Source organism: Mycetocola zhadangensis, assembly GCF_003668565.1.
GTDB classification, from domain to species: Bacteria; Actinomycetota; Actinomycetes; order Actinomycetales; family Microbacteriaceae; genus Mycetocola_A; species Mycetocola_A zhadangensis.
Genome location: NZ_RCWJ01000004.1, coordinates 205375 through 225765 on the forward strand (window position 1 = coordinate 205375; position 20391 = coordinate 225765).

General features: G+C 63.4%; 21 protein-coding genes. 5 read left to right on the forward strand and 16 right to left on the reverse strand.

Translation table 11 applies throughout. From position 1 onward, the window contains the following. Window positions 1-45: 45 nt before the first annotated feature. From D9V28_RS13725 to D9V28_RS13765, 9 genes are all read right to left on the reverse strand, one after another. Window positions 46-834, reverse strand: a complete 789-nt coding sequence (locus D9V28_RS13725; RefSeq protein WP_121660316.1) for a F0F1 ATP synthase subunit delta — start codon at window positions 832-834, stop codon at window positions 46-48. Further along, window positions 834-1397 (reverse strand): F0F1 ATP synthase subunit B, encoded by a 564-nt coding sequence (locus D9V28_RS13730; protein ID WP_121660317.1) that lies wholly within the window; start codon window positions 1395-1397, stop codon window positions 834-836. The genes D9V28_RS13725 and D9V28_RS13730 overlap by 1 nt, the downstream gene beginning before the upstream one ends. 13 nt (window positions 1398-1410) lie before the next feature. Beyond that, window positions 1411-1638: an ATP synthase F0 subunit C gene (atpE, locus tag D9V28_RS13735; RefSeq protein ID WP_121660318.1), complete on the reverse strand. Its 228-nt coding sequence runs from the start codon at window positions 1636-1638 to the stop codon at window positions 1411-1413. A gap of 50 nt (window positions 1639-1688) precedes the next feature. Further along, window positions 1689-2510, reverse strand: coding sequence for a F0F1 ATP synthase subunit A (atpB, locus tag D9V28_RS13740; protein ID WP_229728097.1), 822 nt, complete (start codon window positions 2508-2510; stop codon window positions 1689-1691). 164 nt (window positions 2511-2674) lie between these two features. Next, a complete protein-coding gene (locus D9V28_RS13745; RefSeq protein ID WP_121660320.1) occupies window positions 2675-3121 on the reverse strand; it encodes a Cg1360 family ATP-synthase-associated protein in 447 nt (148 codons plus the stop codon). Further along, window positions 3118-4395 carry an MraY family glycosyltransferase gene (locus tag D9V28_RS13750; protein WP_121660321.1) on the reverse strand — a complete coding sequence of 426 codons (1278 nt, stop codon included), beginning with the start codon at window positions 4393-4395 and terminating at the stop codon, window positions 3118-3120. Before D9V28_RS13750 ends, D9V28_RS13745 begins: the two co-directional genes overlap by 4 nt. Further along, a complete protein-coding gene (locus D9V28_RS13755) occupies window positions 4392-5078 on the reverse strand; it encodes an L-threonylcarbamoyladenylate synthase (protein ID WP_121660322.1) in 687 nt (228 codons plus the stop codon). Before D9V28_RS13755 ends, D9V28_RS13750 begins: the two co-directional genes overlap by 4 nt. Window positions 5079-5181: 103 nt before the next feature. Further along, the gene (locus D9V28_RS13760; RefSeq protein ID WP_121660323.1) at window positions 5182-5967 is read right to left on the reverse strand and encodes an ABC transporter permease; all 786 of its coding nucleotides are present in this window, start codon (window positions 5965-5967) and stop codon (window positions 5182-5184) included. Then, window positions 5964-6851 (reverse strand): ATP-binding cassette domain-containing protein, encoded by an 888-nt coding sequence (locus D9V28_RS13765; RefSeq protein WP_121660324.1) that lies wholly within the window; start codon window positions 6849-6851, stop codon window positions 5964-5966. Before D9V28_RS13765 ends, D9V28_RS13760 begins: the two co-directional genes overlap by 4 nt. A 96-nt stretch (window positions 6852-6947) precedes the next feature. Between D9V28_RS13765 and D9V28_RS13770 the strand changes: the two genes are divergently transcribed. Beyond that, window positions 6948-7892 carry a TetR/AcrR family transcriptional regulator gene (locus D9V28_RS13770; RefSeq protein WP_121660325.1) on the forward strand — a complete coding sequence of 315 codons (945 nt, stop codon included), beginning with the start codon at window positions 6948-6950 and terminating at the stop codon, window positions 7890-7892. On the opposite strand, the gene prmC is transcribed toward D9V28_RS13770, so the two are convergent. Further along, on the reverse strand, window positions 7889-8764 hold the full coding sequence (gene prmC, locus D9V28_RS13775) for a peptide chain release factor N(5)-glutamine methyltransferase (RefSeq protein WP_121660326.1): 876 nt from the start codon (window positions 8762-8764) through the stop codon (window positions 7889-7891). The two genes, D9V28_RS13770 and prmC, sit on opposite strands and share 4 nt — an antisense overlap. A 166-nt stretch (window positions 8765-8930) precedes the next feature. Between prmC and cysK the strand changes: the two genes are divergently transcribed. Together cysK and epsC are read left to right on the forward strand one after the other, a co-directional pair. Then, entirely contained in the window at window positions 8931-9869 is a 939-nt protein-coding gene (gene cysK / locus D9V28_RS13780) for a cysteine synthase A (RefSeq protein ID WP_229728095.1), read from the forward strand. Between the two features lie 5 nt (window positions 9870-9874). Next, a complete protein-coding gene (gene epsC, locus D9V28_RS13785) occupies window positions 9875-10444 on the forward strand; it encodes a serine O-acetyltransferase EpsC (RefSeq protein ID WP_121660328.1) in 570 nt (189 codons plus the stop codon). Window positions 10445-10606: 162 nt separating this feature from the next. On the opposite strand, the gene prfA is transcribed toward epsC, so the two are convergent. Then, a complete protein-coding gene (prfA, locus tag D9V28_RS13790; protein WP_121660329.1) occupies window positions 10607-11686 on the reverse strand; it encodes a peptide chain release factor 1 in 1080 nt (359 codons plus the stop codon). Window positions 11687-11803: 117 nt separating this feature from the next. Continuing rightward, complete coding sequence (gene rho / locus D9V28_RS13795) at window positions 11804-14035, reverse strand: transcription termination factor Rho (RefSeq protein ID WP_229728093.1); 2232 nt, start codon at window positions 14033-14035, stop codon at window positions 11804-11806. Window positions 14036-14359: 324 nt separating this feature from the next. Between rho and D9V28_RS13800 the strand changes: the two genes are divergently transcribed. Both D9V28_RS13800 and D9V28_RS13805 read left to right on the forward strand, forming a co-directional pair. Next, window positions 14360-14605 (forward strand): hypothetical protein, encoded by a 246-nt coding sequence (locus tag D9V28_RS13800; RefSeq protein ID WP_121660331.1) that lies wholly within the window; start codon window positions 14360-14362, stop codon window positions 14603-14605. After that, entirely contained in the window at window positions 14602-15594 is a 993-nt protein-coding gene (locus D9V28_RS13805) for an SRPBCC family protein (RefSeq protein WP_229728091.1), read from the forward strand. Before D9V28_RS13800 ends, D9V28_RS13805 begins: the two co-directional genes overlap by 4 nt. Window positions 15595-15639: 45 nt before the next feature. On the opposite strand, the gene thrB is transcribed toward D9V28_RS13805, so the two are convergent. Genes thrB through lysA form a run of 4 tightly spaced genes read right to left on the reverse strand, consistent with a single transcriptional unit; the run spans window position 15640 to window position 20341 of the window. Next, a complete protein-coding gene (gene thrB, locus D9V28_RS13810; protein ID WP_121660332.1) occupies window positions 15640-16551 on the reverse strand; it encodes a homoserine kinase in 912 nt (303 codons plus the stop codon). After that, entirely contained in the window at window positions 16548-17630 is a 1083-nt protein-coding gene (thrC, locus tag D9V28_RS13815; RefSeq protein ID WP_121660333.1) for a threonine synthase, read from the reverse strand. Before thrC ends, thrB begins: the two co-directional genes overlap by 4 nt. 3 nt (window positions 17631-17633) lie before the next feature. Further along, entirely contained in the window at window positions 17634-18944 is a 1311-nt protein-coding gene (locus tag D9V28_RS13820; protein ID WP_121660334.1) for a homoserine dehydrogenase, read from the reverse strand. Continuing rightward, the gene (gene lysA, locus D9V28_RS13825) at window positions 18941-20341 is read right to left on the reverse strand and encodes a diaminopimelate decarboxylase (RefSeq protein ID WP_121660335.1); all 1401 of its coding nucleotides are present in this window, start codon (window positions 20339-20341) and stop codon (window positions 18941-18943) included. Before lysA ends, D9V28_RS13820 begins: the two co-directional genes overlap by 4 nt. Between the last annotated feature and the right edge of the window lie 50 nt (window positions 20342-20391).

A 20391-nucleotide genomic window follows, 5' to 3' on the forward strand; every position in this document is an offset into this window, starting at 1 on the left:
CCCTTTACGGTTAACGGGCGACTGAACCGCCCGAATAATTTCTCGCTAGCTCGCTAGCTGAAGTCTCAGATCGTTGATCCTGCTTGCAACACTGCCGTCGATGACGTCATCCGCGATCTGTACGCGGAACCCGCCGATGACGTCGGCGTCGATCACCTGGTTGATGCGTACGCCGCGATCGTACTTCTCCGACAGTGCGCGCTCAAGACGAGCGACCTGCGGAGCGTTCAGCTGGTGGGCCGTGTATACGGTGGCGACGGCGAAACCGGACTGGTCCGCGACGACTGAGCGTGCGTAGTCGAGGGACTCCCGGATGCTCCGGTCACCTGGGGTTCGCACAAAGTGCTCGACGATCGCAATCGTCTGGGCAGATGCCTTACCGCGGAGCAGACGCTGAACCAGTTCAACCTTGCTGGCCGAGGCGCCGGTACGGCTCCCGAGCGCAAACTCGAGAGACGCGTCGGACTGAACAGTCAGCCCGAACTGGAACAGTTCGCTCGCGAGGTCGGCGTCAGCCGAGGAGGCTGCTGCGCGCAGTGCCAGCTGCTCGATTCCAGCGATCAGGTCGTCTTGCGACGACCAACGGGCCGACACAGCAGCGAGGATGAGGTTCAAAGCTGAATCAGTCAGCTTTGAGCCAAACACTTTCCGAGCGACCTGTGCCTTCTCGTCCACGCTCCGACCAGAGTCGGTGAGGATCGAACGCAGCTGCATGGAACCGGCGAGCGACGCCGCAGCGCCGAACAGGCCCTCCGCGGTGGCGAAATCGACCCCAGGCATTTCAGCGAGAACGTTCCTCGCCGAAACCACGGCCCCGCGCGTAGCGCTACCCATCAGCGAACGCCTTTACCGGCAGCTTCGCTTGACTCCAGGTCTGCGAGGAAACGATCAACAAGCTCTGTCGCCCGCTGGTCATCGGAGAGGTTCGCCTTCACGACACCCGATGCGAGGTCGATAGCGAGTGACCCTACTTCGGAGCGCAGGGAAACCAGAGCAGCCTGACGCTCGGCTTCGATCTGCAGGTGAGCGTTCGCCGTGATCCGTGCGGACTCGGCAGACGCCTGTTCCTTGAACTCGGCGAGAATCTGGGCACCCTCAGCGCGTGCCTGTTCGCGAATGCGAGCCGCCTCAGCGCGCCCTTCGGCAAGCTGTGCTTCGTACTGCTCGAGAGCAGCGTCGGCCTGCGCCTGAACGCTTTGGGCCTTAGCGATTCCGCCCTCGATCGCTTCGGTTCGCTCGTTGATGATCTTGCTGAACGCCGGAATGATGAGCTTCCAGAACAGGAGCATGATCAGCGCGAACGGGATCAGCGACCAAACGATGTCATAGACGGCAGGAATGAACAGGCCAATACCTGAGGGCACTTCACCCCCGGCAGCCAATGTGATTTCGGGCATTGACACGCCGGCCCTAGCCCAGGAAGAAGAGCGCTACGCCGATGAAGGCAAGCAGCTCGGTGAAAGCGATACCGAGGAACATGGTCACCTGGAGACGACCGGCGAGCTCAGGCTGGCGAGCCATTGCTTCAACCGTCTTACCAGCAACGATACCGATACCGATACCGGGGCCAATCGCGGCGAGGCCGTAGCCGACCGTGTTCAGGTTGCCGGTGACCTCGGCGAGAATGATGGGGTCCACAGTGGTTTTCCTTTCATTGGGCGGCGCGGCGGGTAGCCGAGCCGTCGTGTCTAGTGTTCGTCTGCGACCGACTGCTGAATGTAGACGGCCGTGAGCAAGGTGAAGATGTATGCCTGAAGGACAGCCACAGCGAGTTCGATACCCGTCATGGCGATTCCACCGACCAGCGTCGCAACTCCGAAGAGGCTAAGCAGACCGAGATCCTGACCCGTGATGAAGAAGAAGTGCGTCGCAGAGAAGCAGAGCACGAGGAGGAGGTGTCCAACCATCATGTTCAGCAGGAGTCGCAGTGAGAGCGAGATCGGGCGAACGATGAAGATGTTGAGCAGCTCAACCGGGGTGAGGATGATGTAGATCGGCCACGGCACACCAGGCAGGAAGAGCTGGTTCTTGAAGTACTTCCATCCGCCGTGCTGCTTGATGCCCGCATAAACGAAAGCGATGTAAGCGGCTAGGGCAAACGTTGCCGGAACGATGAAGATCGAGGACCCGGCGATGTTCAGTCCCGGGATGATACCTGTGAGGTTCATGGCCAGGATTCCGAAGAACATTCCGGCGAGGAGCGGCAGGAACCGCTTCCCATCCTTGGCGCCAAGCACCTGGTCACCGATCTGGTCCTTGACGAAGCCGATCGCCATCTCCGCGACCGACTGGCCGCGACCGGGAACGCGGGTACCGCGACGCAGTGCGAGCCAGAACAGCAGCAGCATGACAAGCACCGCAAGCATGCGGACAAGCACAATCCGGTTCATTTCGAAGGGGGTGCCTTCGAAGAAGATTGCCGGTGGGAAGAATTCGGCTAGGGTCGGGGCGTGGAAGCCTCCGTCGTCTTCGGCCGCCGTCAATACGGAAACATTCGTGACGAGATTCACGGCGTTAACTAGCAGCGCTATCTCCTATTTCGGGGCGTGGAGCCAAGGCTCTCGCTTCGACGAGTAATGGCATGATCTCTCCGCGCACACCAAAAGAATTGCGTCTGCGGGGTTCTCTACAAACTGTAGCAAACCATCCCGGCTGCCACGAATCGAGCGGGGTTTTAGGACGCATTCTCAGTGCCGTCTCCTGCAACGCTCGGAGCGGTGTACGGCACCCGTCCCTTCATCACGATGATGGTGTCAACCACGAGCGTTGCAACGGCGGATGCGATGACACTCGTGAAGAGGATGAGCAGGTTGATCCAGGGCTGGTCACGCAGCACGATCGCGAGAACAAGGAAGAGCACGAACTTGAGCAGCCAGCCGCCGAGGACGACGCCGAAGAAGATCGTCACGTACATGTCAGAAGCGGCATATCGGTTAGCGAAGAGAATGCTGGCCGCGGTGATGCTGAGGAAGGCTGCCCCAACAACGGCACCGATCAGGGCGCTGGTCAACCCGACTGAGCCGTCGATGTTCCAGCCGATGATGGCTCCGACGACTCCGATGAGTACGGCGATCACGCCTCCCCAGATGAGGGCGGTGCGGAAAATCTTGTTCGCGGTCATTTGTCGTCTTTCTGAGTGGGTGCCTGGGACGCTGTTGCGCTCCCCGGAGTTGTGAGGCGGGGCTCGATGGAAGCCTCGTCCAGCGGGTCAGCTTCAGCGAGCACTTCGGCCTCGGTCGAACCCTCCGGCGCTATCTGGGCGGTGATTTCGGCGGCCTTACGTCGGCCAAGCGGCGCGAGGGTGAACACGGTGCAGACGGTCACGCCGACAATGAGGAAACCGAGAGCGAACCAGTACGGCTGGAAGACGAAGAACATCAGGCAGGACAGAGCGATGACGGCGGTCCATGCGTAGAACAGGAGCACGGCGTGGAGATGGGAGTGCCCCATGTCCAGTAGCCGGTGGTGCAGGTGCAGCCGGTCAGCGCTGAACGGGGATTTTCCTGCGCGCAGGCGCCGAACTACCGCGAGTGCGAAGTCGAGGAGCGGAACGATGAGAATTGCGAACGGCAGGATGATCGGGATGAACGCGCCGAGGAGTTGGCTCCTGCCGACGACGCCCGCATCGGCGGGATTCGCGCTCAAGGCCGAGGGGTCAATTTGTCCTGTGATCGCGACGGCGGACGTGGCCATCAACAGGCCAACGAGGAGTGCACCGGCGTCGCCCATGAACATTTTTGCCGGATGCCAGTTGAGCGGAAGGAAACCGGCGCAAGCTCCGACCAGAACAGCGGAGATGAGGAGCGAGAGGTTGAAGTAGCTGGACTGGCCCATTTCCCGAACCAGGAGGTACCCGTAGACCAGGAACACGCCGTTCGCGATGAGTCCCACTCCGGCGACGAGGCCGTCAAGCCCATCGATGAAGTTCACGGCGTTCATGACGAGCACGATGGCGAAAACGGTCAGGGCTGCGCTCATCCAGGAGGAGCCCACCGTGAGGCCGCCGATCGGCAGGGAGTAAATCTGCACACCCAACCAGGCGATGAGGCCGGCGGCCAGGAACTGGCCGGCCAGTTTAATCATCCAGTCGAGATCCCAGATGTCGTCAGCGACACCAATAAGGACGATGAGCAGGGATGCACCGAGGATAGCCAGGATCGGCCCTGGGGTGGCAAAGGTGTCTTTGAAGAAAGGGTTTTGCGATGCAATGGCGAAGGTGGCAACCACACCGACGAACATCGCGACTCCCCCGAGCCGCGGGGTCGGGCGGGTGTGCACGTCGCGATCCCGAATTGACGGGTACAACTTGAAACGCAACGCCACCTTGTACACGACGATCGACATGAGGAAGGTGATCAACGCTGTCACGGCAGCGATGATCGCGTAGAGCATCATGGGATGCTCACTCCGTCCGCCGGTGGCTCCTCCTCCAGGAGGTCGCCAACAACGTCACGAATCTGCTCCCGAGAGATCGCACCCTCGCGCAGAATCGTCAGTGTGCCGCCTGGCCCGGCGAGGCGTGTCGCGTCGACGATCGTCGAGGAGACCGACGTCGATTCTCCGCCATCGATGTACACATTCACGGAGTCGCCGAGCATGGCCTCGGCGTCGGCGGCCGTTGTCGCCGCTGGCTGCCCGGTGAGGTTCGCGCTCGAAACCGCGAGCGGACCGGTTTCGGAGAGAAGTTCGAGAGCGATGCGGTTGTTCGGCATCCGCACGGCAACGGTTCCGTCGGTGTCTCCGAGGTCCCAGGCGAGTGACGGCTGGGAGGGCAGGACGATAGTCAGCCCACCCGGCCAGAATTCGTCGACGAGCTTTCGGACGGCGTCCGGGATCACAGCGGCAAGAGCCTCGAGGGTGCCAACCGATGGCACGAGCACCGGCGGCGGTGATTGCCTCGTCCGCCCCTTCGCGTCGAGGAGGCGCTGGACGGCCTGAGGCGAGAAAGCGTCGGCCGCAATACCGTACACAGTGTCCGTGGGAATGACGACGAGCTCACCGCGGCGCAGCGCCGTTCGAGCCAGCCGCATACCTGTGAGGAGGTCGGATTCCACGGAGGAGTCAAAGAGACGGGACATTTCGCCGATTCTATCCGAGCCTGCGTGAGAGGATGCCGCGAGTGAACCCGTTGGCGCCCGATCGATATGACGGAAAACCACGCGCGCGTGCGCTCTCCTCGGGCTATCGGTGACCGGCCTTCCTCCGAAAGAGCCACGCGCCCCACGTCGCAGCGATCACGAGAATGAGGACACACCAGCCGACGGCGATGACCGCGTTGTTTCCCATGGACGTTCCCATGAGGAGGCTGCGGATGGCCTCGATCGTCGGCGTCACCGGCTGGTATTGAGCGATCGGCTGCAACCACGAAGGCAAGGTGCTCACCTCAACGAATGCACTCGACAGATAAGGCAGGAACAACAAGATGAATCCATAGCCACTTGCCGCCTCAGGAGAGCTGGACGCCAGTCCGATCGCCGCGAAGAGGTAGGTGATGGCGAGGATGTAGAGCGCAACAACAGAGATCGCTGCGAGCCAGTCCCCCGGTCCTCCCGTGGGCCGAAAGCCGACCGCGAGAGCGACGACTACGACAACTCCTGTGGCAACCAGGTTGCGCAGAAGACTCGCGACCACGTGCCCTGTCAGCACCGCGGTCGCCGGAATCGGGAGGCTACGGAAGCGATCGATGATTCCCGTCGTCATGTCTCCCGCCACGTCGACGGCTGTCGATGACGCGCCAAATCCCGCGCACAGAAGAATGATTCCTGGCACAACGTAGTTGACGTAGTTTCCCGATGGATCGATCGAGCCGCCGAAGACGAACGTGAAGAGGAACATCACGAGCACTGGCAGCATGATGGCCATCAGCAGGGCGTCGACATTCCGAACGGACCGGCGAAGGCTGCGTTCGATGAAGGTGAGTTCACTGACACCGACGGCAACCCGGCGCCGCGGAGAAAGTGCGGTCATGATTGCACCTCCTTCTGCTGCAATGCCGGACCGGTGAGTGAGAGGAACACGTCCTCGAGGCTTGGAGAGCGCAGAGACACTGTGGCGTCCGGCTGCGCCACTTCGGCCAGCTGAGTGATTGCCCGATGCAGCCCGTCGACGCTGCCGTCTGTGGCGACCGCGCCAAGCAGCTCGTCATCGGCGGAGCGAATTTCGACGACGTCCTCTCCAACCTGCGACTTGAGCTCGGCTGGGGTCCCGTCTGCGACGATCCGGCCGCCCGCAAGCACGGCGACTCGGTCCGCGAGTTGCTCCGCCTCCTCGAGGTACTGGGTTGTGAGAAATATCGTTGTTCCGGCGGAGCGCAGGTCGCGAATCTGAGCCCAGAGAGACCGTCGACTTCGTGTGTCCAGCCCGGTCGTCGGCTCGTCCAGGAACAGAACCTCCGGTCTCCGAATGAGGCTGAGCGCGAGGTCGAGCCGTCGTCTCATTCCGCCGGAGTACGTTTTCACCTGTCTCCTGGCGGCGTCGGCCAGGTCAAACTGCTCCAACAGTGCGCGGGCCCGCAAACGCGACTCGCGCCGGGACAGCCCCCAGAGCCTTGAGACCATGATCAGGTTTTCAGATCCGGTCAACACCTCGTCGACGGCGACCGACTGTCCCGTGAGGCTGAGCACGCCCTTCGCAGAGTCGCGAGCGGTTCTGACGTCGTAGCCCCCAACGCTCGCGGTGCCGGAGTCCGGAGCGACAAGCGTCGCAAGGATGTTCACCACCGTCGTCTTTCCGGCACCGTTAGGACCGAGCAGAGCAAACACCGAGCCCGCAGGGACCGAGAGGTCTATGTCATCGAGCACCCGCTGTGTTCCAAACGATTTGCGCACTCCGCGCAACTCGACCGCGATCATGTTTCTCCCATCAAACTGTTTATACCGCACACTTGAGGTTTAACATATACACAGTTCTAGAATGGCAGTCAAGCCTGAAATGAGAACGAGTCCCGAATGCAGACCGACAACGCCGAGCCCGAACTTGAGCTCCCCCGAGCAATCGCTCTCGCCTGGGGAGTCGCGACCAACCCGCAACGCGGCCCCAAACGGGAGCTGAGCATCGAGGGAATCGTCGAGACCGCCATCGACATCGCAGATGCCGGTGGGCTGGCCGCCGTTTCCATGTCCAGCGTTGCCTCTCGGCTCGGGTTCACCACCATGTCGCTCTACCGCTATGTGTCAGCGAAGGACGACCTCATCCTCCTGATGCTTGAGCACGGCATGGGCGTTCCGCCCGCTGTCGCGAACGAGCCCGAGGGGTGGCGCAAGCGCCTATCCACCTGGCACGCCAGTTCCCTCGCGTGTTATGCCGCGCACCCCTGGATGCTCGACATCCCGATCAACGGCATCCCGATGACCCCGAACAATCTCGCCTGGATGGACAGCGCCCTCGACGCGCTGGCCGACACATCACTGCAGGAGTCACAACGGCTCGCCGCAGCTCTCGCCGTCACCGGTCACGCCAGGTGGCAGGCAATGATCGAGCGGGGCTATCGAGATGCCAGCACACGCGCGGGCATGAACGGGACCGAATTTGATCGCCTGGAAGAGCGGGTCCTTGGCTCCCTCGCAACGCCCGAGCGGTTTCCTGCGGTACACCGGGTGGTCCAGGCAGGAGCGATCGGGCCGGACAGTTCCCTGAACCCGTTTGAGTTCGGCCTCAATGCGATCCTCGACGGGATCCAGGCGGCCATGGCCGCCCGGATCGTACCCGAGCACGAGTCCACCCGCGCGGAGCCAGCGCCTGCCCCGGAAGCCTTCCCGAAGGACAAGGCGGTTCGGGAAGCGTCACGACTGCGCCGTGACGCCGAAGTGCGACTGCGCGAAGCGCTGCGGCACGAGCGGGACGCGATCGCACAGGCGCGGGAAGCCGCCGAACGGATTGCGAAGTCGCGCTAGGCCCGAAGGGCCGTCGTCGTCCGGTCCCTTTGGGTGAGATCGCGGAACGTCGCGGCCGCCTTCCAGCCATCGTTGGTGAGGATGTCCCGGATCGCTTCACCCTGCAACTCGCCATGCTCGATGATGAGTGTGCCTCCCGGCCGAAGCAGTCGCGCGGCAGTTTCCGACAGCTGCCGAACAACGTCGAGGCCGTCCTCTCCCCCGTACAAAGCGGCATGGGGGTCATAGAGCCGCACCTCAGGGTCGCGCGGGATGGCTGCATCCGGAACGTACGGCGGGTTGGAGATGACAACGGATGCCTGACCGTCCAGTTCCGCAAGCGCGTGGGCCATGTCGTCAAAGATGAGTATCGCGTTCGAAGCACCAACCCGCGTGAAGTTCTGACGAGCCCAGATGAACGCGTCCACCGAGTTTTCGACGGCGAAGACGCGCGCGTGCGGGACCTCCGTTGCCATCGCCAGGGCGATAGCGCCAGACCCTGTGCCGAGGTCGATTCCAATCGGCTCGGGATCGGGAAGGGCACCGAGCGCGTCGATGGCGAACTGGGCGACCTGTTCGGTTTCGGGCCTTGGCACGAACACTCCCGGGCCGACGGCCAGCTCCAGGCTGCGGAACGGCGCGACACCGAGGATGTGCTGCAAGGGTTCGCGGGTTGCCCTGCGCTCGGCGATGGCGCTGATGTCGGCGAGCTGCTTCCCCGGAACCTGACGCCCCATCACGACGGCCGCCTGCAGTTCTCCCCTTCCCAGGCCGAGGACGTGGCCGATCAGCAGTTCGGCGTCGACATCGGGCTGTGGAACACCCGCCCTGTCGAGGGTGGCAATGATGAGGTCTCTGACCTCTCCGACGGACGTCGTTCGAATGGAAGTCATGCTCTCTCTTTGGAAGATCCCTGCGGCCGGGCCGCCGCAGGTCGAGCTTACCCGCTCACTTGTACACCGTCGCGGGAATGTGGCCAGTCGTAACCCGGTTGCACCCGGCAATAAGCTGGTACCCGAACGCGCACTGTCGCGCACCAATTACCCAAGGAGCATATTCGTGGCCGGAAAGATTTACGCCAATATCACCGAGGCGTTTGGCAACACCCCGCTTGTGCAGTTGAACCGCGTGACGGACAACGCCGGAGCGACAGTGCTCGCGAAGCTCGAATATTACAACCCGGGTTCGAGCGTGAAGGACCGCCTCGGCGTCGCCATCGTCGATGCCGCGGAAGCGTCAGGGGCGCTCAAGCCGGGTGGCACCATCGTCGAGGGAACAAGCGGAAACACCGGAATCGCCCTCGCTCTCGTCGGAGCTGCTCGCGGGTACCAGGTCATCCTCGCCATGCCTGCCTCGATGAGCAACGAGCGCCGCGTGCTGCTGCGCGCGTTCGGCGCCGAATTGGTTCTCACCGAGCCTGCTCTCGGCATGAAGGGTGCTGTCGCCAAGGCCGAGGAAATCGTTGCATCGACCGAGGGTGCCATCCTGGCCAAGCAGTTCGCCAACGAGGCCAACGTCGAGATCCACAAGAAGACCACAGCGGAAGAGATCTGGCGCGACACCGACGGTGACATCGACATCTTCGTCGCAGGAGTCGGCACCGGAGGAACCATCACCGGCGTCGGACAGGTGCTCAAGCAGCGCAAGCCAGACATCCAGGTCGTCGCTGTCGAACCGATCGACTCACCCATTCTCAACGGCGGCGCTCCCGGCCCGCACAAGATCCAGGGCATCGGGGCGAACTTCGTTCCGGACATCCTCGACACCACGATCTACGACGAGGTCATCGATGTGAGCTTCGAGGACTCCGTTCGGGTCTCCAAGCGTCTCGCCGCTGAAGAGGGCATCCTGGCCGGAATCTCGTCCGGCGCGATCATCTGGGCGGCAACCGAACTCGCGAAGCGCCCGGAGAACGCCGGAAAGCGCATCGTCGCTATCGTCTGCGACACCGGAGAGCGTTACATCTCGACACCGCTCTGGTCAGACCTGCTCGACTGAACGGAATGACAATCCTCACCCGCATCCGGGAAGACATCACCGCCGCACGCGTTCACGATCCAGCTGCCCGTGGCAGCGTCGAGATTTTCCTGACCTATTCAGGGCTGCACGCCGTGTGGGCGTACCGGTTGTCCTCCCGGATGTGGGCTCGGGGCGCCAAGATGCCCGCGCGCATCGTGTCCCAGCTGGCCCGGTTCTTCACGGGCATTGAGATCCACCCGGGCGCGGTCATCGGTCGCCGGTTCTTCATCGACCACGGAATGGGCGTCGTCATCGGCGAAACCGCCGAGATCGGCGACGACGTCATGCTGTACCACGGTGTCACACTCGGTGGAAAGAGCCGCGGACGTGAAAAACGACACCCGACGCTTGAGGACGGCGTGCAGGTCGGTGCTGGCGCGAAGATCATCGGGCCGGTCACGGTCGGCACCGGCAGCATCGTCGGAGCGAACGCGGTCGTCACGAAGGACGCTCCCCCGCTGTCACTGCTCGTCGGCGTCCCGGCCAAGGCGCGGCCGCGCGAGCCAGGCAAAACCTACGGCCTCACCGAGCCGGACCCGGAATACCACATCTAGCTCGCTTGCAGCGCGTGGTCCCGTCGCGCAGACGCACCGAATGAGCGCTCAAAACGTGAATTCGCGTTGCGGGAAGCGACGCAACAAACGGATGCCATGGCATCCGTTCGTGAAAAAAGGCCGGCCATGTCGAAATGGCCGGCCTTCGTACTCAGGCGATGGTTAGCTCTGATCACCGATGTCTGCGAGGCGCGCCTCTTCGTCGGCCTGAATGGCCGACTCGATCAGCGGGTCGAGAGCACCGTTGATGACGGCGTCGAGGTTGTATGCCTTGTATCCGGTGCGGTGGTCCGCGATCCGGTTCTCGGGGAAGTTGTAAGTGCGGATGCGCTCCGACCGGTCCATCGTGCGGATCTGCGTCTTGCGCTTGGCGCTGTCGAGCTCAGCCTGCTCCTCCTGCTTTTTCGCGAGGATGCGGGCGCGAAGGACACGCATTCCGGCCTCACGGTTCTGCAGCTGGCTCTTCTCGTTCTGCATGGCAACAACGATGCCGGTCGGAAGGTGCGTGATGCGCACGGCAGAGTCTGTCGTGTTGACCGACTGGCCGCCTGGACCACTCGACCGGTAGACGTCGATCTTGAGGTCGTTCTGGCTGATCTCGACCTCTTCAGGAGCATCGACCTCGGGGAAGACGAGGACACCGGTTGTCGAGGTGTGGATGCGTCCCTGTGACTCTGTCGCCGGAACGCGCTGCACGCGGTGAACTCCACCCTCGTACTTGAGATGAGCCCAGACGCCCTGCGACGGGTCGGTCGCATTCGACTTGATCGCGACCTGAACGTCCTTGTAACCGCCGAGGTCGCTCTCGGTTCGCTCAAGGAGCTCGGTCTTCCAGCCCTTGGATTCGGCGTAGTGCAGGTACATCCGGAGAAGGTCTGCGGCGAACAGTGCACTTTCGGCACCGCCCTCTCCGCCCTTGATCTCCATGATGACATCGCGACCGTCGTCGGGGTCGCGCGGGATGAGCAGGCGGCGGAGCTTCTCCTGCGCTGTGGCGAGTCCTTCTTCGAGCCCGGGGACCTCGGCGGCGAACGCGTCGTCCTCCTTGGCGAGCTCACGAGCGGCCGACAGGTCGTCCTGTGCCTCGAGCCACGCGTTGTGGGCCGCGATAATCTTGGACAACTCGGCGTAACGCCGGTTGATCTTCTTCGAGCGAGCCGGATCGGCGTGAACCGCTGGGTCAGCGAGTTGGTCCTGCAGATCCTTGTGCTCGTCGATCAGGGTCTGTACTGATTCAAACATGACTTGTTCCGTCCCTTGCGTTTTCTCCTGCCGGCTTGTTTCACGAGAAAACCCGCCTGCCTCAGGCAGCGACCCCAGAGGAGCCGCGCCTGAGAGCAAACGGGTTCGGAAACTCAGCTAGCGGTGGTCGCGGTCGTGCCCGGATCCGGACACCGGCTGCGGCATTGTCTTCTGCATCTGAACGAGGAATTCGACGTTCGAGGAGGTTTCCTTGAGCTTGCCGAGGACAACCTCGAGTGCCTGCTGCTGGTCGAGTCCGGCGAGGGCGCGACGCAGCTTCCAGGTGACCTTGACTTCGTCTGCACCGAGCAGCATTTCCTCACGGCGGGTGGACGACGCGTTGACATCGACGGCCGGGAAGATGCGCTTGTCAGCCAGCTGGCGTGACAGGCGAAGCTCGGAGTTACCCGTTCCCTTGAACTCTTCGAAGATGACCTCGTCCATCTTGGACCCGGTCTCGACGAGCGCGGTGGCGAGGATGGTGAGCGAGCCACCGTTCTCGATGTTGCGCGCTGCACCGAAGAAACGCTTGGGCGGGTACAGCGCCGAAGCGTCGACTCCGCCGGAGAGGATCCGGCCCGAGGTCGGTGCAGCGAGGTTGTACGCACGTCCGAGGCGGGTGATCGAGTCGAGGAGAACGACGACATCGTGACCGAGCTCAACGAGGCGTTTGGCGCGCTCGATGGCGAGTTCGGCGACCGTTGTGTGGTCTTCAGCTGGGCGGTCGAAGGTGGAGGCGATGACCTCACCCTTCACCGTGCGCTGCATGTCGGTGACCTCTTCAGGACGCTCGTCGACGAGAACAACCATGAGGTGAACCTCGGGGTTGTTGATCGAGATGGCGTTGGCGATTTGCTGAAGCACGATCGTCTTACCGGCCTTGGGCGGCGCGACGATGAGTCCACGCTGTCCCTTGCCGATCGGGGCGATCAGGTCGATGATGCGCTGCGTCAGCTTGCCCTGCTCGGTCTCGAGGCGCAGGCGCTCCTGCGGATAGAGCGGAGTGAGCTTGCCGAATTCGACACGGTTCGCTGCCTCGTCGACGCTCTGGCCGTTGACCGAATCCACCTTGACGATGGCGTTGTACTTCTGGCGAGCGTTGCTGTCGTTTTCACGCGGCTGGCGGATGGCTCCGACTACAGCGTCACCCTTGCGCAGGTTGTATTTCTTGACCTGGCCGAGCGAGACGTAAACGTCGTTCGAGCCGGGCAGGTAGCCGGTGGTGCGAACGAATGCGTAGTTGTCGAGAACGTCGAGGATACCGGCGACGGGCAGCAGCACGTCGTCGTCAGCGATTTCCGGCTCGAAGTCAGCTGAGTCGTTTCCGCCGCGGCGCTTGCGGTCCCGGTAACGGTTGCGGCCGTTGCGGCTACCCTCGTCATCACGGTCCGTCTGGCGGTTGCGGTCGTTGTCGTTCCGGTTGTCGCGGTCAGCGTTGCGGTTGTCGCGCTCAGCGCTGCGGTTGTCGCGCTCAGCGTTGCGGTCGTTTCCGTTGCGGTCGCCCTGCGCCTTGTCGGCGTTGCGGTCGTTGCCGTTGCGGTCGTTGTTGCGCTCGTCATCGCGAGCAGCGTTGTCGCCGCCACGGTTACGGTTACGGTTGCGGCTCCGGCCCGAACGCTCACCCTGCGACGACTCCTGCGCGGAGTCGGATGCGTCGTTCTCAGACTCGGTCGACGTTTCATCAGCGGATGCTCCGGCAACGTCAGCCTCGACTGTTGCGTTCTCGGAACGGTCGGTTTTGTTGCCGCGTCCGCGTCTGTTGTTCTTGCGTCCTGAGCGCTGAGAGCCACCCTCGCGTCCCTCGGCCTGCTCGGCAGGGGCATCCGCGGTGGGTGCAGCCTCTGGTGCCGATGCAGCCTCGGTAGCGATCGGTGTTTCGACGGCGGCGTCGGTGGATTCGGCGGCCGGCGAAGCGACATCCGTTACCGGGGTCTCTGGAATGAGTGGGGCGCCGTCAGAGTTGACGTGGCCAGCAGCCTGAACACGCTCGCCTGCCTTAGCGGACTGCGTGGTCGCACGTCGCGGTGCGCGCTTCTTGGCGACCGGGGCGACGGGCTCGTCGACCGCAGGCACGTCAGCAGCAGGCGTCGTAGCCTGCAGCGGAGCGTCCTGGACGACAGCGGCGTCCGGTGCAGGAACGTCTGCGACGGTTTCGGCTGGAGCTCCAGCGGAGTCCTCGGGGGCTGCAGCGGCCTGAGCCTCGGCGATTTTCTCCACGAGTTCCCCCTTGCGAAGTTTGGATGCGCCCTGGACGCCCCACTGGCTGGCAAGCAGCTGAAGGTCAGAGACCTTGAGGGACGACAGGTTTGCGCCTGATTCCGTATTCAAACGGATGTTGACGTTAGTCACTAAAAGTGGGTTCCTTCCCCCTGATCCACGGAACGTGTCAGGAGAGCTCATCTTCAGCTGTGGCGAGAGTCAGATCGACTGGCGCCCTGCCCGTTCTTCGAATCGAAGGGGACAGACACACTGCTGGTGGCGATGGCGTTGGGTTTGCAGAAATCACCCGCAGGCCAGATTTGCCTTATCGGCTTGCCTATCGGGATCTTTCTCACTCTAGCACTTGGCGTGTAGACCATGTCACTGGTGCAGCGTGTCGCCCGGTGTCCCCAGTTCGGGGAGGCTTAGCAACCGGAGTTGCTTAACCGGTGCTAAGCAACGTAGGTTGCTTACATGGAGCCAAACGCGCTGGCCGCTTCAGCGGCGAACACGGACGACCCGCGGGTCGGCTTGCGTGCGATCGTGTCCCTCCGCGCCCTGGCAGATGCCCTTGAACTCACGCAGGTCGAAGCGGCGCTGCGCGCGGGCATGAGCTGGCTGGAGATTGCCGATGCCCTTGGTGTCACCCGTCAGGCGGTCCATAAAAAATACGCCAAACGTGTGGATCCGACGATCCCGATTCCCAGGAGGACACAGTGACGTCGTTCACGACCGCAGCAGCGACCATGCAGATCCTGTCGCTGGCTGCTATGGAAGAAGCATCACGCACCGGGTCGCGAGACGCTGACCTTGAGCACCTGTTTTTGGCTCTCGCACTCAGCGACCAGGCCGCAGGGACGGCGCTTCGCGCCGCGGGAGTCACCCTGGCCCGCGCCCGCGAGGCCGTGCAGGCAATGCACTCGGAGCAGCTGAACAGTATTGGCATCTCACTGAGCGCGCCGCAGCCCGGTCGAATTGTTTTTCACGAAACCCGCGGATATGAATGGACGCCGCGCGCACTCGACGTGTTCAAGCGCGCCGGCGATCAGGGTTCTGGCGATGCCGCCGCCGTGTTGCGGGAGTTGCTCGTCGAGCCAGGCGGATTGATCGAGGACCTACTGGAGAGGCTCGACACGTCTGCCGCGGACATCACCTCGGCGTTGACGACCGTGACCACCAGCAGCACGGTCACAACACCTGCGCGGAGCACCGCCGCGTCAGGATCGATCAACGGCAGCACCGAGACGTTCGTTCCTGCCGAGGTCGACGTCGTGTGGGCACTGCTCAGCGATCCAACACGAATGCCGGAATGGAACCCAAGCGTCGGATCCGTCGAGTTTGCCGAGAACGGCGACGGCCAAGGCGCCACAACCTGGCTCGCTGTTGTTCCTGCCGTTCACCCCGACGGTAAGCCGGCCCGGGTGAAGGAGAAGTTCCGTCGGCGGCAAATGGAGTTGACCGAATCGGTTCCGCTCGAGCGGATCGCATGGCGGACCAGTTATCCGGCTATCAAGCGCGGGAACACGAATGTCCTCGCCATTGACCTCGCGCCGGCGCCGGGCGGAACGCGGCTTCAACTGACGGTGTCCTGGACGCGGCGCGGAGGCTGGCGGCGTCTGTTCAGCTGGGTCCTGCGGCCACTGCAACGGTTTCTGATGTGGCTTGGCCTGTTCCAGATCGGCGCTGGGATCAGCCGCGCCTTCCGCTAAACCTGCGGAAGGCGCAGCTGAGCACAGGTCACAGCTGAGCACAGGTCAGGAGAGCGTCGCTCCCTTGACGTCAACGGCCAGGTAGAGCGCATCCCACTCGGTGTCCGATTCACGGGCGACCAGTTCGGCCGCTTCGAGCCGCTCCCCCGGACCGTCAGCTAGAACGAGAATCGAGGGGCCAGCCCCTGAGACCACAGCGGCGAAACCGTGAGCGCGAAGCGCGAGAACCAGTCGGTGGGTCTCCGGCATCGCCGATGCGCGATAGTCCTGGTGCAGCTTGTCCTCGGTGCCAGCGAACAGCAGCTCGGGGCTCTGGGTCAGCGCCGCGATGAGCAGCGCCGACCTTGAGAGATTGAACACAGCGTCCGAATGCGGAACGTGTTCGGGCTGCAGGCTGCGCGCCAGCTTCGTCGACAGTGTGTGCTGCGGAACGAACACGAGCGGCGCGACACCGCGGTGCACGAGAAGCTTCTTGTGCTGCGGGCCGGTCGGCTCAACCCACGCGATGGTGAGCCCTCCGAACAGTGCGGGTGCGACGTTGTCCGGGTGCCCCTCGAGTTCGGTGGCGATCCGCAGAAGCGTTGAGCTGTCGACATCGACAACGCCGTCGAGCAGTCCCTTCGCAGCGACGATACCCGCGACAACGGCAGCCCCGGACGAACCGAGACCGCGGCCGTGCGGGATGACATTTCGTGCGACAACGTCCACACCGGGCACTGCCTGCCCAAGAGCGTGAAACGCGTACGCCATTGACGAGACGACGAGGTTGGTTTCGTCTGTTGCGACCTCGCCGTCGCCGACACCGATCACCTCGACAGTCGCGCCTGGTTCATCCCGAACGGTGACAGTGACCTCGTCATAGACGCTCAGCGCCAGACCGAGCGTGTCAAAACCGGGGCCGAGGTTGGCACTCGTCGCGGGTACCCGAACGGTGACCGATCGGCCGACCAGGCTCACGCCGAGGCCTTGGCCAGTCCGAGAACGCCCGCGACCTCGGTGACGTCGACAGGAACGATCGTCGGGGCGATCTCGCCGCCGTCGGCGTTGCGAAGCGCCCACTGCGGGTCCTTGAGTCCGTGTCCGGTGACGGTCAGAACGACGGTGGAGTCCGCCGGAACCTGCCCAGCCTCTGCACGCTCGAGCAGACCGGCAACACTGATCGCCGACGCCGGTTCGACGAAGATGCCGACCTCCTGCGAGAGGATGCGCTGCGCTTCGAGAATCTTGGCGTCCTCAATCGCGCCAAAGTACCCGTCGGTTGCCTCGCGAGCGGCGAGGGCAAGTTCCCAGGACGCCGGGTTTCCAATGCGAATGGCGCTCGCGACCGTCTCGGGGTGCTTCACGATCTCACCGGTGACCAGCGGAGCACTGCCAGCTGCCTGGAAGCCGAACATGCGGGGAAGCTTGGTGGAAATGCCACGCTCGAGCTCCTCGGTGTACCCGCGGGTGTACGCGGTGTAGTTACCGGCGTTTCCCACAGGGATGAAGTGGAAGTCAGGAGCGTCCTCGAGCACCTCGACGATTTCGAAGGCCGCGGTCTTCTGACCCTCGATCCGGTCATTGTTGACCGAGTTGACGAGGTGCACCGGGTAGTTGGCTGCGAGCTCGCGTGCCATGTCGAGGCAGTCGTCGAAGTTGCCCTGCACCTGGATGAGCTGCGCGTTGTGCGCGATCGCCTGCGCGAGCTTGCCCATGGCGATCTTGCCCTCGGGTACGAGCACGGCAGCGGTGATACCCGCGTGAGTGGCGTACGCGGCAGCCGACGCCGACGTGTTTCCGGTCGACGCACAAATGACAGCCTTGGCGCCGGCCTCGACGGCCTTGGAGACGGCCATGGTCATTCCGCGGTCCTTGAACGACCCTGTCGGGTTCATCCCCTCGTACTTCACCCAAACCTTGGCTCCGGTGCGCGCGGACAGCGCAGAAGCGAAAATGAGCGGCGTTCCACCCTCACCCAGGCTGATGATGGGGGTCTTGTCCGTTACATCAAGGCGGTCTGCATACTCGTGCAAAACTCCGCGCCACTGCTTCGCCATTTTCTAGGCTCCTTCAACTCGTAGAACACTGACAACTGAATCGACCACGCCAGACGCCTTAAGCGTCTCGACAGTGGACTTAAGTGCTTTTTCCCTCGACGCGTGTGTTCCGATGACGAGGAACGCGGTCGGGCTTGCCTCGGTCGGATCGATCGTCTGCTCGACGGTCTCCACGGAGACCCCGCCGTTGGCAAGAATCGAGGCGACCTCGGCGAGCACTCCCTGGCGATCGCTGACGCGAAGGGTGATCTGGTATTTGGTGACGATCTCGCCGATCGGCAGCAGCGGCAGGTCAGCGTGTGTCGACTCGCCGAGCCCCGGGCCACCTGCGACATGTCGCCGCGCCGCGGAGACGAGGTCGCCGAGCACAGCTGAGGCGGTCTGCACTCCCCCGGCTCCTGCGCCGTAGAACATGAGCGGTCCCGCAGCTTCCGCTTCGACGAAGACCGCGTTGTTTCCCCCGTGCACTGCGGCAAGCGGATGCTCACGGCTGACGAGGGCGGGATACACACGCGCAGAGACACCCGCTGTTCCGTCCTCGGCGGTGATTCGCTCGGTGATGGCGAGCAGCTTGATCACGTATCCGGCCTTACGCGCGGCATCGATCTGCTCGGCTGTGATGGTGTCGATGCCCTCTCGGTAGACACCATCGGGGTCGATGCTGCTGTGGAAGGCGAGGCTCGCGAGGATCGTCGCCTTCTGCGCTGCGTCATATCCGCCGACGTCAAGTGTCGGGTCGGCTTCGAGGAAGCCGAGTTCGAACGCCGTCTTCTGGGCGTCCTCCATGCTGTCGCCGAAGCGGTCCATCCGGTCGAGGATGAAGTTGGTCGATCCGTTGACGATCGCGAGGATCCGGTGGATGTTGTCACCGGCGAGACTGTCGCGGAGCGGTCGGATGATCGGGATCGCGGCCGCAACGGCTGCCTCGTAGTAGATTTCCGCGCCGACCTGCTCGGCCTGCGCAAACAGCTCTGGGCCGTGGGCGGCGAGCAGCGCCTTGTTGCCTGTGATGACGTCGGCACCCGAGTTCAGCGCGGAGAGGATGTGCGTGCGCGCGGGTTCGATACCGCCCATCAGTTCGATGACGATGTCCGCTCCGACGATGAGAGACTCAGCATCGGTGGTGAGCAGTTCGCGAGGCAGGTCGACATCGCGCTCTGCGTCGACGTTGCGCACGGCGATACCGGCGAGTTCGAGTTTGGCGCCGACACGCGCCGCCAGCTCATCACCATTGGCCAGCAGGAGCCTCGCAACCTGCGATCCTACGGAGCCAGCGCCAAGAAGCGCCACCCGAACCGTGCGGTAGTCGATCATCGTGCATCCAATCCGGCGTCTCGCGCCAGTAGGTCAGCCTCGGTCTCCCCGCGAACGATCACGCGGGCGACACCGTCTCGAACGGCGACGACCGGCGGGCGTCCCAGGTAGTTGTAGTTGCTCGCGAGCGACCAGCAGTATGCGCCGGTCGCCGGAACTCCGACGAGGTCGCCTGGTGCGACATCGCCGGGGAGGTAGTCGTCTGAAACGACTATGTCGCCTGACTCACAGTGTTTTCCGGCCAGGCGGATCAACACCGGTTCCGCTTCGCTGGTCCTGCTGGCGATCCGCACTGAGTAGTCGGCACCGTAGAGCGCCGGACGAGCATTGTCGCTCATTCCACCGTCGACGCTCACGTAGAGCCTCGACGCGATTCCCGTCTCCGTGTTCAGCTCGACTTCTTTGGTCGTTCCAACCTCGTAGAGCGTCAGGCCGGTCGGGCCGATGATGGCGCGCCCCGGCTCGAATGCGACGTTCGGAACGGGAGTGTCGAGGCGCGCACACTCGGTCGCGACGATGCGTGCGATCGCGGCCGCGAGGTTGTCGATCGACTCGGGGTCGTCTGCCGTCGTGTAGGCGATACCGAATCCGCCACCGAGGTTGAGTTCGGGGACTGGCCCGCGCTCGAGCAGTTCGCGGTGAACGGTGAGCAGGCGCGCTGCTGATTCGGCAAACCCGTCTGAACCGAAAATCTGCGAGCCGATGTGACAGTGCAGCCCCAGGAAATCCAGGGAGTCATAGGAACGGATGTTGGCGACAGCATCCGCGGCGCGCTCAAGCGGCAGGCCAAATTTCTGGTCCTCGTGCGCCGTTGCCAGGAAGTCATGCGTGTGCGCGTGCACTCCGCTGTTGACGCGCAGGCGAACGGCCTGCCTGCGGCCGTGGCGGTGAGCCGCCTCCGCGACCCGCGGAATCTCCTGGAGGCTGTCAATGACGATTGCGCCAATGCCAGCCGCAACCGAGCGGTCGATTTCGGCGAGCGACTTGTTATTGCCGTGGTGGCCGAGCCGTGATGCGTCGACTCCTGCGGCGAGGGCGACAGCCAGTTCGCCCGGTGAGCAGACGTCGATGTTGAGGCCAGCCTCGGTGACCCAGCGGGCGACCTCGGTGCACAGGAAGGCCTTGCCGGCGTAGTAGACCTTCGCACTCGAACCGATCGCCGCGAACTCGCGGGTGAAAGCAGAATGGACGTGCGCGGCCCGCTCGCGTGCATCCGCTTCATCCAGCACGTAAACGGGAGTTCCGAACGTCTCGGCGATCTCGGTTGCCGTCACGCCTCCAACGGTCAGCACGCCGCTGTCGTTGCGCGTGACGTTGCTGCTCCAGACGGCGGGAGCCAACTCATTTGCGTCGTTGGGGACGGCCAGCCACGCGGGGGCAAGTGGGTGAGAAGCCACAGCAGAAACCAATCGTGCGGAAGGTGGGATACCGCTGAACGGGCGCGGTG

Bases quoted from the DNA above. Each gene is read 5' to 3' on its own strand.
- prfA (WP_121660329.1), bottom strand. From the start codon at position 11,686: ATGTTTGAATCAGTACAGACCCTGATCGACGAGCACAAGGATCTGCAG.
- D9V28_RS13800 (WP_121660331.1), top strand. From the start codon at position 14,360: ATGGAGCCAAACGCGCTGGCCGCTTCAGCGGCGAACACGGACGACCCG.
- D9V28_RS13765 (WP_121660324.1), bottom strand. From the start codon at position 6,851: ATGATCGCGGTCGAGTTGCGCGGAGTGCGCAAATCGTTTGGAACACAG.
- thrC (WP_121660333.1), bottom strand. From the start codon at position 17,630: ATGGCGAAGCAGTGGCGCGGAGTTTTGCACGAGTATGCAGACCGCCTT.
- epsC (WP_121660328.1), top strand. From the start codon at position 9,875: ATGACAATCCTCACCCGCATCCGGGAAGACATCACCGCCGCACGCGTT.
- D9V28_RS13725 (WP_121660316.1), bottom strand. From the start codon at position 834: ATGGGTAGCGCTACGCGCGGGGCCGTGGTTTCGGCGAGGAACGTTCTC.
- D9V28_RS13820 (WP_121660334.1), bottom strand. From the start codon at position 18,944: ATGATCGACTACCGCACGGTTCGGGTGGCGCTTCTTGGCGCTGGCTCC.
- prmC (WP_121660326.1), bottom strand. From the start codon at position 8,764: ATGACTTCCATTCGAACGACGTCCGTCGGAGAGGTCAGAGACCTCATC.
- D9V28_RS13755 (WP_121660322.1), bottom strand. From the start codon at position 5,078: ATGTCCCGTCTCTTTGACTCCTCCGTGGAATCCGACCTCCTCACAGGT.
- D9V28_RS13760 (WP_121660323.1), bottom strand. From the start codon at position 5,967: ATGACCGCACTTTCTCCGCGGCGCCGGGTTGCCGTCGGTGTCAGTGAA.
- D9V28_RS13730 (WP_121660317.1), bottom strand. From the start codon at position 1,397: ATGCCCGAAATCACATTGGCTGCCGGGGGTGAAGTGCCCTCAGGTATT.
- D9V28_RS13745 (WP_121660320.1), bottom strand. From the start codon at position 3,121: ATGACCGCGAACAAGATTTTCCGCACCGCCCTCATCTGGGGAGGCGTG.
- D9V28_RS13770 (WP_121660325.1), top strand. From the start codon at position 6,948: ATGCAGACCGACAACGCCGAGCCCGAACTTGAGCTCCCCCGAGCAATC.
- D9V28_RS13750 (WP_121660321.1), bottom strand. From the start codon at position 4,395: ATGATGCTCTACGCGATCATCGCTGCCGTGACAGCGTTGATCACCTTC.